The sequence below is a fragment of the Colwellia sp. 20A7 genome, from assembly GCF_009832865.1.
GTDB lineage: Bacteria > Pseudomonadota > Gammaproteobacteria > Enterobacterales > Alteromonadaceae > Colwellia.
The window spans coordinates 1,450,047-1,464,891 of sequence record NZ_CP047130.1; the positions used below are offsets into that span (position 1 = coordinate 1,450,047).

13 protein-coding genes are annotated in these 14,845 nt (G+C 35.4%); 5 read left to right on the forward strand and 8 right to left on the reverse strand.

Translation table 11 applies throughout. The annotated features are described in order from the left end of the window. Nucleotides 1–164: 164 nt before the first annotated feature. Entirely contained in the window at nt 165–1,778 is a 1,614-nt protein-coding gene (locus GQS55_RS06225) for a KAP family P-loop NTPase fold protein (RefSeq protein ID WP_442872190.1), read from the forward strand. A 101-nt stretch (nt 1,779–1,879) separates the two neighbouring features. Here GQS55_RS06225 and GQS55_RS06230 read toward each other — a convergent pair whose 3' ends face one another. The 3 genes from GQS55_RS06230 to GQS55_RS06240 form a co-directional block, all read right to left on the reverse strand. Then, nucleotides 1,880–2,632, reverse strand: a complete 753-nt coding sequence (locus tag GQS55_RS06230; RefSeq protein WP_159818959.1) for a DUF3307 domain-containing protein — start codon at nt 2,630–2,632, stop codon at nt 1,880–1,882. Continuing rightward, complete coding sequence (locus tag GQS55_RS06235) at nt 2,625–3,275, reverse strand: hypothetical protein (protein WP_159818961.1); 651 nt, start codon at nt 3,273–3,275, stop codon at nt 2,625–2,627. Before GQS55_RS06235 ends, GQS55_RS06230 begins: the two co-directional genes overlap by 8 nt. 400 nt (nt 3,276–3,675) lie before the next feature. After that, complete coding sequence (locus GQS55_RS06240; protein ID WP_159818963.1) at nt 3,676–4,020, reverse strand: VF530 family DNA-binding protein; 345 nt, start codon at nt 4,018–4,020, stop codon at nt 3,676–3,678. Nucleotides 4,021–4,215: 195 nt separating this feature from the next. Between GQS55_RS06240 and GQS55_RS06245 the strand changes: the two genes are divergently transcribed. Both GQS55_RS06245 and GQS55_RS06250 read left to right on the forward strand, forming a co-directional pair. Further along, nucleotides 4,216–4,722, forward strand: coding sequence for a tRNA-uridine aminocarboxypropyltransferase (locus GQS55_RS06245; RefSeq protein ID WP_159818965.1), 507 nt, complete (start codon nt 4,216–4,218; stop codon nt 4,720–4,722). 234 nt (nt 4,723–4,956) lie between these two features. Further along, nucleotides 4,957–5,442 carry an FKBP-type peptidyl-prolyl cis-trans isomerase gene (locus tag GQS55_RS06250; protein ID WP_159818967.1) on the forward strand — a complete coding sequence of 162 codons (486 nt, stop codon included), beginning with the start codon at nt 4,957–4,959 and terminating at the stop codon, nt 5,440–5,442. 389 nt (nt 5,443–5,831) lie between these two features. Here the strand turns inward: GQS55_RS06250 and GQS55_RS06255 are convergent, their stop codons facing one another. Then, complete coding sequence (locus tag GQS55_RS06255; RefSeq protein WP_159818969.1) at nt 5,832–6,926, reverse strand: DUF4097 family beta strand repeat-containing protein; 1,095 nt, start codon at nt 6,924–6,926, stop codon at nt 5,832–5,834. A gap of 301 nt (nt 6,927–7,227) precedes the next feature. Between GQS55_RS06255 and GQS55_RS06260 the strand changes: the two genes are divergently transcribed. Both GQS55_RS06260 and GQS55_RS06265 read left to right on the forward strand, forming a co-directional pair. Beyond that, nucleotides 7,228–8,454, forward strand: coding sequence for a DEAD/DEAH box helicase (locus GQS55_RS06260; protein ID WP_159818971.1), 1,227 nt, complete (start codon nt 7,228–7,230; stop codon nt 8,452–8,454). Between the two features lie 152 nt (nt 8,455–8,606). Continuing rightward, nucleotides 8,607–9,668: a GGDEF domain-containing protein gene (locus GQS55_RS06265; protein ID WP_159818973.1), complete on the forward strand. Its 1,062-nt coding sequence runs from the start codon at nt 8,607–8,609 to the stop codon at nt 9,666–9,668. Nucleotides 9,669–9,780: 112 nt separating this feature from the next. On the opposite strand, the gene GQS55_RS06270 is transcribed toward GQS55_RS06265, so the two are convergent. From GQS55_RS06270 to GQS55_RS06285, 4 genes are read right to left on the reverse strand one after another with little or no spacing between them, the layout of a single operon-like run. Further along, the gene (locus GQS55_RS06270) at nt 9,781–10,794 is read right to left on the reverse strand and encodes an ABC transporter ATP-binding protein (protein WP_159818975.1); all 1,014 of its coding nucleotides are present in this window, start codon (nt 10,792–10,794) and stop codon (nt 9,781–9,783) included. Beyond that, nucleotides 10,794–12,314, reverse strand: coding sequence for an ABC transporter permease (locus GQS55_RS06275; RefSeq protein ID WP_159818977.1), 1,521 nt, complete (start codon nt 12,312–12,314; stop codon nt 10,794–10,796). Before GQS55_RS06275 ends, GQS55_RS06270 begins: the two co-directional genes overlap by 1 nt. Further along, on the reverse strand, nt 12,311–13,348 hold the full coding sequence (locus GQS55_RS06280; RefSeq protein WP_159818979.1) for an extracellular solute-binding protein: 1,038 nt from the start codon (nt 13,346–13,348) through the stop codon (nt 12,311–12,313). Before GQS55_RS06280 ends, GQS55_RS06275 begins: the two co-directional genes overlap by 4 nt. Nucleotides 13,349–13,351: 3 nt before the next feature. Then, nucleotides 13,352–14,164 (reverse strand): hypothetical protein, encoded by an 813-nt coding sequence (locus GQS55_RS06285; protein WP_159818981.1) that lies wholly within the window; start codon nt 14,162–14,164, stop codon nt 13,352–13,354. Nucleotides 14,165–14,845 lie beyond the last annotated feature (681 nt).

Below are 14,845 nucleotides of genomic sequence, written 5' to 3' on the forward strand. Positions count from 1 at the left end.
ATAACTATTGGTAACAGGTATAGTTTATTAAAAAGCGAGCTTCGGCTCGCTTTTTTGTTGCTTTAATTTAATAACTCTACCAATATGATTATCTAAATTATGGAGTGATTTGATATGAAAGAAAAATTGAGTTTAACTGGTCCAAGAAACTAGAAATTACAGATATAAAGGATCAAGATGTAGTAATTGAAACATTTCCTGCTGATAAACTTGAACGGTCTAAATATGCTAAATTTTTAACTCAATACTTAATATCTTCTTCATATGATGAATCAAAATTAGCCGACTTAAATTATGTTTTAAACCTTAATTCTGAATGGGGATCTGGCAAATCTTATTTTTTACGCAGGTGGGCTCATGATCTAAAAAGTAATCATCCTGTGGTGTATATCGATGCTTGGAAACAAGACTATTCAGAAGATCCTTTGATGACAGTTATCTCTTCTTTGATCAGTCAATTAAGAGAGCAAGCAGGCATTGATCAAAATAGTATTAAGATTAAAGCTCCTAAGAAATTAATTGGTTTATTAAAAGCGGCAGCACCTAGCTTAGCTAGAGGGCTAAGTAAGCGATATCTTGGTATTGATCCAGTTAAGATTATGGAGTCTGATGAAGGCGAAACTATTGGTGATGTAGACGTTGAAAATGGGAACCCAATTGATATGGGGGTGGCGGCATCCAAGATTGTTGAGCAACTTATTAATGAACATGATTCAAAAGCTGTTGCCATAAATAATTTAAAGCTTAATGTTAAAAAATGGATTGAATTAGTGGTTCAAAAGAAGAGTTTATCTAAACCTGCATTTATTTTTATTGATGAGTTAGATCGTTGTAGACCAAGTTATGCTGTTGAAATGCTTGAAACTATAAAGCATATCTTTGATATTCCTGGAGTAGTATTTGTCGTTGCTACAGATACAGAGCAACTACAACACGCCGTTAAGGCTATTTATGGGATTGGTTTTGATGCAAGAGTTTATCTTTCAAGGTTTTTTAATAGTCGCTTTAGTCTTAAAGCGCCAAACTTAGAAAACCTGTTGGAAGTACATTGTGATATTCAAAAGTTATCAAAAGAATATTTTGATAAACTGAATATCCTTGTATGGCCTGTCAATGATGGTTATTCACTAACTCTTGATAATATCACCGCTGTATTAAACGCTTTTAAGTTATCACCTAGATCTGCTATTCAAATTACTGAACGAATAATTGCAACACTTTCAAACCTTAATCAGAATGCAAAAATTGATCTCATTATGTTAACAACCCTATTATGTATTCGAGAAAAAGAAGAATCTTTATACGAAGAAATTATAACTAAAAAGTTTAAAAGAGAAGAAAGTGGGATGAATTTAGTTTTGAATAAATATTTGAGTAATAATTTTAGTATAGAGCAAGAAAATATTAAAATTAATATTTCTATTTCTGAGTTCACAGCTCATTTCGATAATAACAATTCTCGTTTTTTGAAAGATGGAATACATATTGTTGATTATAATTATTATTTATCTAATATTTTCACTGTTTTTTTGAACAAAAAATTTACCACCTTTAAGGGGACATCGACTAATGGAGTAGGTAAAATTTCATCTATTTTACAGACTAGAGACAAGTTACAGGCATTGAACAATAATGAAACTATAAACTTTAATGGGATAAGTGCGCAATTATGGATTCAATATTCTTACCTATATAAAAATTTATATGAGGTAGATATTGGCTTTTATCAAGACCTAGTTGAATTAGCCTCTTCAATTGATTGGTTAAGTGAAGAATAGAAAATAAAAGGGCTCGGTGACACTTGCTATTTCGGGGGAGGGTAATATTGCTGGTTTGGTTGGTAGCCATAAAATACAGGAGTAATGTTAATAGCCTGATTTTATTTTATTTTTACATCCAAACCCAGCGAAATTATGGTCCCTAATAGTGTTGTGATTACTACCGACACTAAAGATCCTATTAGCACATACTCAGTCATACTTCGATCGTCTGACTTATTCAGTTCACCAAATCTAAATATTGATTTAGCTGCCAATACAAAGCCTACTGCTGCATAGCTCCCAACTAGTGTAAAGGTAAGTATTAGCACTCGCTCTAAATAACCGATCAGCTTACCACCAGCCACAAGGCCACTAGCATTATTATTTGTATCTGAAATTGGATATTTCTTCAAAATGCTACTAATCACAACGGAAGTTGGCTTAAGAATAAGTAAATAAGCAAAGACAATCATTACAGCATCAGAGAATTGATCATGCTTAAGAGCTGTCTCAATTGTTAAACCGTCTACCATATGAAATGAAATGGCCGCTAGCACTGATACATTTAAAGCCTGATCAATAAAAAAATAGAAAAGCTTATTACCGTTTGGTGTTGATACCTTCCATAGGTCGATAAAAAAATGACTTATTGCTACTACAGCTATCAAGAAAACTGTCGACTGCCAGCCAATGCCCAACACTATCGCTGGAACTAATAGTGCGATTCCGTGTAATAGTGAATGAAAGTATAGTTCAGGTGAACGGTAAGTGTTTTTTTGCTTTGCTTTCACCCATTCTTTCGGTTGTAGATAAAAGTCACAGAGGATGTGTATAAGCAAGAACGGTATTAGAGTACCAAAAAAATCAAACATGTTTGAGCCCTAAAACTTGGTTTATGAATCGCCAGTTTAATTCATTGATTAGTAGCCAACCTGATGCTTTAAGTGATTTACTAGCCGTCGCATCAGCAACATCAAGCTTTTTTGATAATTCGCTTATTGATAAACCGTCATTGGTTTTAAGCATTGGAAGCATAACTTCACATTGGCGTGAAGTTAACTCGGTTAGTTGTCTATCTAAATATTTAAACAATAAGTCAAAATTATTAGATAGTTCTAAGCGATCAGAGTTAAAAATTAATCTATCATTTTTCAACTTTTTTAATCCTCGACCGGAAAGAACAAATGCCTCACCCATCGATTCAGACACCGACTCACGTAGATCTGCATTTGAAGCAATAGCAAAGCTAATGCGACTATCAAATGGTTTACCTAGCGCCTTAATAGCAATTCGATAGATGATAGAGTATCTGAGAGCATTTTCAATATCATGCACTACGGTCTGAAACTCATCACCACGCTCAATACTATGTACATTTGATAAACTACCTTCGGTGATCAAATGTTGAATATCCTTGATCCGTATTAGTAGTTGTTCAAATTGTTCAGAGGTTAGCTTAGTTGAGTTAATAACATCGCCACTGATTACTGCAATAGGTTTATAAGTAGATTTCACATTAAAATTCCTTGCTACGCATATACTCTAATTTAGCCGTTTTTGGCTAATAACGCAAATTTAGCCGTTTTTGGCTAATAACGTCAATTTAGCCATTTTTGGCTAATAACGCCGATTTAGTCGTTTTTGGCTAAGGTATGAATTCCAACTCAATTAACATAAAAGCATAATAATGACTTCACTAGGGAGTTAATATGAATAGCACAGTAACCTTGCATGCTTGAAGTAATTATTAGAATAACATCGGTGGTCACAAACTTAATTAATACGAAAAGTTTAGATATGAGAATAAAAGGGGTCGGTGACACTTGTTAGCTATTCTCATTCAAGCTGTCACTATATTTTTTTAAAAGCTCTAACCCCACTCTCTGATGTTTAATGTCTTGAATGAGGTATAAATCTATTTCTTTTTCGGTGTTGGCCAAACAAAGGGAGCGTTCTTGCTGGTATCAGGCTTTTTAGAAGTCGTTTGTGCCACTTTATTATCTTGCGCGAGTATCGCTCTGATTATTTTCCCGGTTTCTTTATGCTTACTACAAAATGTTTTTAGGTATAAAATTTCCACTCTACTGCGCGCCCACGGGGTTGTACGCAGAAATTTTAAACTTGATTTAAGACGCGGTTTATTCATAAAACAACGAATATTAAGTAATTCACCCATTTGTTCCCAACCAACTTTTTTTTCCAGTTCGGTTAAGATTTGTTCTAGTTTTATGCCGTATAGTGGGTCATTACTGTTATTCATAGTTTGCCTAAAGTCTACCTAAGTTCAAAAATAGCATTGTAACAAGTTTCCTAAATATTGTCAGACTTATACGTTTAACTCAGTTAATAGTAAGTGAATAACGTTACGGAAGAGTGCTTGTTTTTATTGGAGAGGTTAGTGGTGTAAAGTACGCTTAATAATTTAAAGCGGAATATTGCATAAATATATAAATAAATGAAAATATTTTTACTGACACATGAACGTGAATTACATAGAGGAACCAATACTGGCTCTCTTGCAATAGACGACTCTAATGACATTGTTGAACGTATACTTTGGGAAAGAATAAATCCTAATAAAGGCCTTACTAAACTAATAGAAAATAATCAGGCGTTGTTATTATATTCTAAAGGAGAGTCTATATCAGAAGTGTCATCGTCAGCAGAGTCACCGGCTTATTCATCGACAGAATCACAGGCAAGCATTCAAGAATATGAAAATATTATCATTATTGATGGCACGTGGCAGGAGTCACAGAAAATTTTCAATCACAGCCCTTATTTAAAAGATGCGCCGAAATTTACGTTGAAAACGACAAATGATTCTTTATACAAACTTAGGGCTAATCAACCTAAAGGTGGGCTATGCACTATAGAATGTATAATCGAAGTATTAAAAATGAAAGGGCAAGATAAAATAGCATCAGCATTAGCAGTAAAGTTTGAGCAATTTAATCACTAAAATTTTTATCACTAAAAACTTACTCACTAAAAATTTAACAGCTAAATATTTAACAGGCATGAAAGCATGTTAGGAGCCGTTTATCTGTTTTATGTACTAGCGAACATGCTGGCTGTTATTGTTCAGGGATGACTTTAAGGAAGCTTAGCGATAAAATCGTAAAAATAACTTTTACACCGCCATATCTTATTTAACAAATTCTAAAATATCCTATTTATTAGTTGAGAGTAAAAAATGTTAAAACGTACTTTGTTCGTTAGTTTTGCTTGTTTCTTGATGTTTGGTTGCGCCAGTTCAAATAACACGGGTAGCGTTTATAGCGCTGAAGAAATCAATGCTCATTGGTTTAAGAAGAACCTTAAACGAGAAGGGGTAATGGTTACTGACTCGGGTTTACAATATAAAATATTAGAAGAAAGTAACGGCTGTAAACCTGATCCTGATCCTGATTATGAAGTGACGGTGCACTATACAATGTTACTAGCTAAAACGAAAAGAACCATCGACAGCAGTTACCAACGTGGTAATCCCAGTAAGGTTAAGCTAGCTAAAATGATTAAGGGTTGGCGTGAAGGTGTGCCTATGATGAATATTGGTGAAAGCAGAGAACTTTATATACCGCCCCATTTAGGGTATGGCAGCAAAGGTTCACCAGAGGTTGCGCCCAACAGCGTGCTTATTTCGCAAATAACACTTATTGATGCACGTTGCCAAGACTAGCTGTATATACCCGTTACCAATCAAGATGCGTATTTCAGAGTGCTTGAGCGATATCAATTCAAGGCAGTGCTTTGTAATAATGGTCGTTCCCTTATAAAAAGCACTAACGAAGAAGTGATGTTGCTCAAGCGCTTCTTCGATGGGTCTAAAAACAATTTATGCCGCGTTATTAACTTTAGTAAAGGAATAACCATGACATAAACTTAATGCCTTGCCTAAATTTTTTTAGTTCCCACTGAAACCTGCATCTTGAATGATAACGGGTATATAGGCCTAATTTAGCCATTTTGGCTAAAAAAAGAGGCAGAGCCAAATTAATGCATTTATACGCTTTGTATAATTCATTTTATTTTTAAAACGGCTCTGCGCCTATTTACTGTAACTAACGGCTAAATTTCTTTAACAGTCCCTCGACCATGAGACACCTTTAAGTTGATTTGGCTTTTACTTTCGGTCTCAGCTTGCGTAGATTTAGTAAAGAAAGATTGATCGTCTGAGTCTAAAGAATACTGATAGGTGCTTTCAGTCGGCACTTTAACAACGATATTACCATGTGAGTTTCGTCCTTCAATTTCAAATCTTGCTAACGATGTTTGTGTTAAATTGATTTGCCCATGCGCATTTTTTGCCTTTATAAATTTAGCATCACCTTCATAGTATATTGGTCCATGCTTATTACTTAATACGATACGTTCTGAGTCTGTTGTATTGACGCGAATATTGCTATGCGCAGCTTCAACGTCCATCATTTGGCCTTTATGTTTTACAAAATCAATTTTTGAATGAGCACTATCAAACTCAACTTGGTCAAATTGACTCTCTTCAATATCAGCCTTGCCATGACGCCACTGCGCTTCCATTTTATTGCCTACTGCCTTATCAATATCTAAAGTACTATGGCTACCATTAAGAGTTAATTGATCTGCATTGATCGTTTTAATAGCTAAACGACCATGGTGTAATTCCAACTCAGCTTGCTTTACTTGTAAATTGGTAATATCTACCTCAGTATGACTAGCATTTAACGTAAGTTCGTTGTAATTGGCGTTATCAAAAGTCATTGAACCATGTGAATGCTTGATAAGTAGATTATTTACACTTCCTTTGCCAAGTTGAATAACAAGCTTACGTTCAACAGAACAATTACTTCCCCAAACACTCGATTCTTTAATTTCAGCCGATAGTTTTAATGTGCTACTGCTATGGTCTTTTGTGAATTTTTGTAAACAATACTCAGCCTTACCTTTTTTTAGTTTTTGTTCCATGCGAAGTAAAATTAAGTCACTTTCGTTTGCTGTAATACTAATTTTAGTATGATCAAAGTCTAACGAGAGGTTTTCAATATCGTTTAGTTCGTACTCAACTTCGCTGATGACGGGGTTTGATGCTGCAAACACTAATGGGGAAGAAGCGAGTGTTGCGCAAAGTATTAATGTTTTGCTTATGGTTTTAGTTTTAGTTATGTTTTTGGTTATGCTGTTCATGTCAGTGTCCTGTATTTTTATTATAGTTTATTGATTAATAAGGTTCTTATAACAGTAAGTATGCCAATGTTTTATCTTATTGATTTAAAAGGCTTTGATGGGATTAGTGAGTTAAATATATTTTATAATATAAAAAATTAACAAACTATATAGTGGTAATCACCATTTAGTGGTTTATTTAACTAAATTAATCTTACACGTAAGTTAGGGGAGCGTTAGCAAGCCTATTTTAATACATCTTATACATGTTAAAGCATTCTGTTAGAATAGTAGGCTATCAATTAAAGTATACCGAGCCAGCATGTCAGAATTTCAAGCATTTTCACTTTTAGAGTCAATTATTGACCGTGTTAATCTTAAAGGCTATAAACAGCCTACACCGATCCAAAAAGAATGTATTCCAGCCCTTATTAATGGGGATGATCTGCTTGGTATAGCGCAAACAGGAACAGGAAAAACTGCGGCCTTTTCATTGCCTATTATCAATAAATTTGGACGCAATAAAATAGATATTAAGGCTAAGAGCACACGTTCGCTTATATTAACGCCTACCAGAGAACTTGCTTCGCAAATAATGCAAAACATTGATGACTATTCTGAAGGTCTAGCGCTTAAAACTAAGGTTGTTTATGGCGGTGTAGGAAGACAAGGTCAAGTTGACGCTATCGCAGCCGGACTTGATATTTTAGTGGCAACCCCTGGAAGGTTATTAGATTTAATTGAAACGGGTGATATAAATTTTAAAGCGCTAGAAGTTTTTGTGTTAGATGAAGCCGATACCATGCTTGATATGGGCTTTTTTAATGATGTTCAAACCATTATATCTAAACTGCCAAAGAGTCGACAAACACTCTTGTTTTCAGCGACTATGCCTGCGGAAATAGAAATACTTGCCGAGGCGATATTAACGAATCCAACAAAAATTCAAATTGCTGCTGAAACGGTTACTATCGATTTGGTTAATCAAAGTGTATACCTGATTGAAAAATCGAATAAAGTACCTTTACTGTTTAATATTCTAGAAAACCCTGTTTATGAAAAAGTGCTTATCTTTTGTAAAACAAAGTATGGCGCTGATATTATTGTTAAAGCGTTAGAAAAAGCGTCTATAACTGCCGCTAGTCTTCACAGTGGTAAAACACAAGCAGTGAGAGAGGAAGCGTTACAAAACTTTAAAGATGGTAATTTAAGAGTGTTAGTAGCGACTGATGTTGCTGCTCGTGGTATTGATGTTGATAATATTACGTTAGTGATTAACTATAATCTTCCTGAAGATCCAAGAAACTATATACACCGTATTGGCCGAACGGCGCGTGCTGGTAAAAATGGTATGGCCATGTCATTTGCTGTAGAAAATGATGTAAGACAATTAAATAATATTGAAAATAGCATAGGGCAAGTTATCCCTGTTGTTATAGATCAGCCTTTTCATAAAGAGTTTTCAAAAACGCCTAAGCCTGCCAAAAAGCCGGTTAAAAGACAGGATAACAAAAAGGGTAAAAAACCAAATAGAGCAAGAAGAAAATAAATGAAGGTAAAGCTAAACGAATAGTTAGTTAGTCAATTAAAAGGTTATAATTTATCCTTTTATTGCAATGATTTTGCGCTGTAGTGCTATTATTGTTGTATAAATGGAGTCATTATATTGTTTTTAAAATACATACCTAAGTTAGATAATAAATGAATGAAAATTTGAAAAGAATTTATACTGATGATTTAGCCGATGTTGAAGGATATCGGCGTTTTATTTTTATTGGATCTTTTATTGGTTGTTCATTTTTACTTCTGTTTTCTTTTATTGATTACTTTTTCTTAGACTTGTATTTAGACAGTGCTGTTGAAGCTATTGGCGCTGTAGTCTTATTTATAATACATCGTATTGAAGCTAAGAGGCCAACACAGTTATGGCCCGTTATTTTAGGGATTCTGACGGTTGCTTTAGTTATCATGGTTGGTGTTTTTGCTAGTCCCTCTGCTGATGGATACGTTGTTTGGTTGTCGTTATTTCCCTTTATTTGTTTTTTATTATTAGATAAAAAAACGGCTTTTATCCTGTCAATATTTCTAAGTGTATTGTTTATTTCTGCGCTCATTTATTTTTCTGTTTATTACCCTGAAAAAGGTTTTAATATTTATGGCATTGTAGCAACTACGGGAGCATTAACTTGCGGCACAATACTCGCGTGGGCCTATGCTGATAATAGAACGAAAATGATACACCTATTGGCTAAGCAGGCTAAAACGGATGCACTAACATCTTTGCTTAACAGGCGTGGGTTAATGTCTTCCTTTAATCTTTACATCGCACTGTATAAAAGGCATAAACAGGATCTTTGTGTATTCATTCTTGATTTAGACAACTTTAAATTGGTAAACGATACCTTTGGTCATGATGTTGGTGATATTTTGATTATTGAGTGTGCCAATGCTATTAAAGCTGAACTGAGAGATGTTGACTGTGTCGCCCGTTTAGGCGGAGAAGAGTATATTGCGATATTGCCTAACACTTCGTTAGCTGAGGCAGAAGTTATTGCGCTGCGGGTAAAAAATACGATTGAAGGTTTAGCGATTAAACAGCCTGATAACTCATGCGTTAAAATAACGGCAAGCATTGGTTTAACTTGTACATCTGAAAACCGTGAGTCGTTTGATGCTTTATATAAATCAGCGGATCAAGCGCTTTATAAAGCAAAAAACAACGGACGTAATAGAGTTGTGGTAGCAGAAAAAAACAATCAATAACTATGTTTAACAACTATGTTTAACAAAAATCTTTATCAACTACCTTTAACAACTCTGTTCAATAGCTTTGCTGAATAGCCTTATTGAACAAGGGCGCTCAAGAGCTAGCCGTTTATATTTGTTCAAACACGGTTAAAGGTCGAGTTGTTGTTATCCTTACACTCACTGATTGTCCTTGTTGCAAACTCACATCATGATGAGTGCGTATTTTAAGTAACTTATCACCTATTTCAACTTGGTATAAACGACTACTTCCTTCATAACGCATTGATACTATTTTACCTTTACCTTGTTCATCTTCTTGTACTAAAAGATCTTCTGGTCTTAGTAATAAATCAACATGGCCACTAAGTTGTGCGTGTTCTACCACTTGTTCAAAACCTACATCAGAAACAATAAGGTTTTTTCCTGTTGCGATTTCAGCTGAAAGAAAGTTAGCTTCTCCTAAAAATCGAGCGACAAAACGGTTAACTGGGTGGCTATAGCAAAACTCAGGCTTGTCAATTTGCTCTAATTTTCCTGCGCGTAATACACCAATTCTATCGCCTACGGACAAGGCTTCTTCTTGATCATGAGTTACCCAAATAGCGGGAATACCAGCCGCTTTTAATGCAGTACGAATTTCCCAGCGTAGGTCGTCTTTTAGCGCGGCATCTAAATTAGATAATGGCTCATCTAATAAAATAAAAGCCGGTTCATGTGCTAGCGTTCGTGCTAATGCAACGCGTTGTTTTTGCCCACCTGATAAGTTACTCGGCTTCACATGACGAAAAGCTTCTAAGCCTAAGGTTTTTATCCATCGGTCAGCTTGAGTGGTATCAGTTAATCGAAAGCCAATGTTTTTTTCAACGGTTAAATGTGGGAATAGGGCGAAATCTTGAAATACCATACCGACATTACGTTTTTCAGGGGCAATCTGTTGTTTTACATTTGCGGTCCAACTTTTATGGAATACTTCACCTTGCGCAATAGGTATTAAACCGGCAAGTGCTTTTAAAATTGTTGATTTACCACAGCCAGTAGGGCCCACTAGCATGAGTATTTCATCGCTAGCTAATTCTAAATTTAAATTGTCTATTACGGTTGTATGACCATAATTAATCGATAAGTTCTTGATTGTGAGCATTAACGCTGTTCTTCCTCATTTAATTCAACACTATTCCAGCTTTCTGTACTAAACATAAGTGCTAATCCTAGCGCTGATATGAAAATTAATATCAACCCTGGAATGGCAGCACGACCGAAATAACCGGCTTCATAAACACGCCATAAGTAAGTTGCTAAGGTTTCAAATTCAATAGGGCCTAGTAATAAAGTTGCGGGTAATTCGCGCATTACTTCAAGAAAGACTAAAGCACCACCTGCGACTATGCCACGCATTGTTAAAGGCAATGTAATACGTTGATAAGCTTCTTTTGGGCTAGCACCCAATACACGTGCCGCGTTCACTAATGAACTATCTAAGCTTTCTGTTGAACTACGTATTGTACCAACGGCTAGCGGTAAAAATCTTAATACGTAAGCTAAAATTAATAAAGCGAGTGTTTGGTATAAAAATGGTATCTGTAAACCAGCATAAATTAACGCCGTACCCATTACTATGCCCGGTATACCAAAGCCAATAAAGGTAACACGCTCCATAATTCGACCCATTGTTCCTTTAATTGCTGCATAAGCTAAAGGTAAGGCCAATATTACTGCAAAGAATGCGGCTAGTAACGATGCATAAGCTGAGTTTAATGCATAAGTAAAATCAAAGTTTCCTGTGCCTTCACGCCATAACCATAAAGAGAAAATTGCCAGAGGTAACACAATAGCTAGCATCACTATGGGTAGGGTTGTTAATAATAATAAATTAGCCTGCCAACGTTTAGGCCAAAAAGTTAAGTGACGTCCTGGTGGCTCTTGGCTGCCTTTAACTTTTGATTCTAAGTATAAAATTAACCCAACTACTACTAATAACTGCAAAGACAACATAGCCGCTTGGCTTAAACCAAAAGAGTTGTATTCAACATAAATTTCACGGGTAAAGGTATCTAACCCCATAATGGCGGGAGTACCAAAATCAGACAACGCGTACATGGCAGCGAGTAATGTACCTGCTGCTATACCATTACGAATACGAGGTAATACTACGTACCATATACTTGATAGTAGTGGCATACCGAGTGTTCTTGCGGCATAAACTTGGCTAGCATCTAAACTACTTAACGCTGCACGGGTACTTAATAAAACGAACGGGTAGGTATATAAAGCCATAATTAAGCTTGAGCCAAATAAACCATTAAGTGCTGGCGTCGCTATACCGGTGACATTTTCAATTTCACCGCCAGGGCCAAAGGCGGCATAAAAGGTAAATGCGCCTAAATAGCTAGGTAAGGCGAGCGGGGCTGCTAATAAAATCAACCAAAATCTGCGCCATGGAATTTTTACATAGGTTACTAATAACGCTAGTGGTACTCCGATGATTACCGCGCCCACAGCGGTGAATAGCATTAATAATAACGTATTGCTTAGTATTTCTAGATTACGAACATCAAACATTTGTACGCTGTCAGATGCCAGCGCAAACAGAATAATAACGGGGAAAAAAGCTAATAAAGAAATAACTAACGAAATTGTATACGATAGTGGCCAACGGGTCATATGATGCCAGCTTTACGCATTAAATTTATTGTTGGTCTTAAATCAGCAAGTTTAGTTAAATCGACTTCTGGTGGCGATATTTGATCTAAACTTGGAATACCAGCTGGTGTAGGTAAATTACCCACAAGTGGTATTTCATAAGCTTCAGTAGATAAGTACGTTTGCACTTCTTCAGAAAGTAAATAACGAATAAAGTCAGTCGCAGTTTTACCTTCTTTTAAGGCTAATACGCCAGAAGCATTGATTAAACATCCGGCATCTTTTTTCGTGAAAGCTAATGCTAATCTAGCATCAGGTTTGCCTGATTTTAATCTTAGGGTGTAATAATGATTTGCTAAACCTACATCAACTTCACCGCGTTCAACTGCCATAACAACACCAAGTTCGCCGGCATATTGTTTAGTTTTGCTTTTCATACCTTTTAGCCATTGCGTCGTGGCTTTATCACCTTCAATTAAGCGCATAGCGGTAATAAAAGATTGAAATGAGGCATAAGCAGGTGCCCAAGCAACTGATAAGTCGGTATCTGGCAAGGCCATAATACTGTCTGGAATTTGCTCTGCACTAACACGGTCAGGATTATAAGGTAAGGTTCTAATACGTCCTGAAATAGGCGCCCAATTACTAAAGCGGAATTCAGGTTGTAATTGCTGAGTTAAATCTTCAGGTAACTTTTGTGCAAGGCCAGCATCAGCAACTTGGCCAATAGCACCAGAGTCAACTGCCCAAAATAAGTCCGCCTGACTAACACCGGCTTTAGCTTCTGCCATGATCATATTTGCTAAAGCTGCTGTTGGTCCGCGGCGGATGCGTAAATTAAAGTTAGGATTACGCTTTTTTATTGCATCTAAAACGTCTTCATATAAACCACCTTCACCTCTACCAAGGTATAGGGTTAACTCTCCTTTTAATTCTGGTAATTCACTTACCGGAATCGCACGACTAGGCGAAGCAAAGCCACGAGCAGATAAAAAAGGAAAGGCGCTTGCTACACCTAGATAAGAAAGTGTTTTAATAAAGGTTCTACGTTGCATAACTTAAAATACGGCCTTTTTATTTTTTGCATTTTTTTCTAATAAAGCTTTTGCTTTACTGAGTTTTTGAGTCATAGCTAGAACAATGTCACGTACTTCTGCGACACTTTTTTGTTCTTTAATTGCTTTTGGTAACGTTACGTTGAAATCTTTCTCTAAATCTTCAACTAAACTTGCATCTAAAGCGATAAGCTCACCTTCAACACCTTCAAATAAATTAAGGTATGTGTCGTGAACTATGTTTGTTGAAGTATCAATTAACTTCTCAGCATATTTTGCTACAACAGAATGTAAATTGGTATCAATTACTGCTAATGCTTCAATTGAATTTTTTGGTGCATCAACGGTTGTTTTAACTTTGGTTAATAAACCATCGTCTTGATATTTCGCTGCCATTTTAACAGCACCTAATGCTTGCCATAATGCTTTTTCTAATTTTACTTGTTCAACTTTAACATTTTCGATAGATGATTTGTTATCAATACTATCTTTAACGCCATACAAACCTTGCCAAATTGACGCATATATTAACACATAGTTGCTTTCAATAGCTGCATGAAAATCAACTGCTTCCCAGTGTTCCATTAATGCTTCTGCATGAGCTGCTTTAGCACCACTTTTTTGATAAGCAGTAATAATACCTTCTGTTTTACTTGATAACCAATTTACTTCTTCTTCATACTTTTTAATATTGTCAGAAAGGTGATTTACATGATCACCTACTTTACCGTTAGCAAGTACTGAAAAAGTACTAAAACTAGCAATTAGTATTAAGCTAGCGACCATTTTTTTTGTTTGGATTAAGGCAAATTTCATCTGAATTGCTGTCCTTTAATTAGAGGTAATAGAATAACTATGCAAATGATACTTATTCTCAACGAAATGGTAAAGTTATAACTGTTATTTTTACGTGATTGTAAAAATTAATTAATGCCAAAATTGATGTTGGCAGAGATCGTGTAATGAAATAACTGAATTTATGCTGTTTTATGCAGTAGATGGTTATTTTATGTAAATTAATTCATTTGTTAAGAAATGTTACGCCAACCACAATTTTTATTTGTACAAGGATAAAGTGACAGGCTAAACATAACGCTTTGAGATTAATGAGTTAGCGAAGAGGAATGTAAATACCACTTATGAAATGTACTGTGCCACATGTGCTTATTTATAATATTAATAAAGTGACTATACTAGCACTCGTATTGCATTAATCGTGTAGCTGTATCATAAACCGCACGTTATGCAGAGGTCATTTACAATTATATGAATAGCGCTGAATTAATGACTGGAATATTGGCTGTTCTCGTCAGTTTTACTTCTTAAAACAAGGTATATCGTTATTTTCCTATTTACAGTGTTTTGTAAATAGCGTGTGTGTTATCTATTTCAATTTCAAAGTTATGACGGAGTTTGTGGTATTTTCGAACAAGGTTTGTGTTAGTTATGCCATTTTAAGTCAGCAATTTAAGAGAAGTATTACTTCATTTTTATTTT

Bases quoted from the DNA above. Each gene is read 5' to 3' on its own strand.
- GQS55_RS06230 (WP_159818959.1), bottom strand. From the start codon at position 2,632: ATGTTTGATTTTTTTGGTACTCTAATACCGTTCTTGCTTATACACATC.
- GQS55_RS06240 (WP_159818963.1), bottom strand. From the start codon at position 4,020: ATGAATAACAGTAATGACCCACTATACGGCATAAAACTAGAACAAATC.
- GQS55_RS06245 (WP_159818965.1), top strand. From the start codon at position 4,216: ATGAAAATATTTTTACTGACACATGAACGTGAATTACATAGAGGAACC.
- GQS55_RS06250 (WP_159818967.1), top strand. From the start codon at position 4,957: ATGTTAAAACGTACTTTGTTCGTTAGTTTTGCTTGTTTCTTGATGTTT.
- GQS55_RS06255 (WP_159818969.1), bottom strand. From the start codon at position 6,926: ATGAACAGCATAACCAAAAACATAACTAAAACTAAAACCATAAGCAAA.
- GQS55_RS06260 (WP_159818971.1), top strand. From the start codon at position 7,228: ATGTCAGAATTTCAAGCATTTTCACTTTTAGAGTCAATTATTGACCGT.
- GQS55_RS06265 (WP_159818973.1), top strand. From the start codon at position 8,607: ATGAATGAAAATTTGAAAAGAATTTATACTGATGATTTAGCCGATGTT.
- GQS55_RS06270 (WP_159818975.1), bottom strand. From the start codon at position 10,794: ATGCTCACAATCAAGAACTTATCGATTAATTATGGTCATACAACCGTA.
- GQS55_RS06275 (WP_159818977.1), bottom strand. From the start codon at position 12,314: ATGACCCGTTGGCCACTATCGTATACAATTTCGTTAGTTATTTCTTTA.
- GQS55_RS06280 (WP_159818979.1), bottom strand. From the start codon at position 13,348: ATGCAACGTAGAACCTTTATTAAAACACTTTCTTATCTAGGTGTAGCA.
- GQS55_RS06285 (WP_159818981.1), bottom strand. From the start codon at position 14,164: ATGAAATTTGCCTTAATCCAAACAAAAAAAATGGTCGCTAGCTTAATA.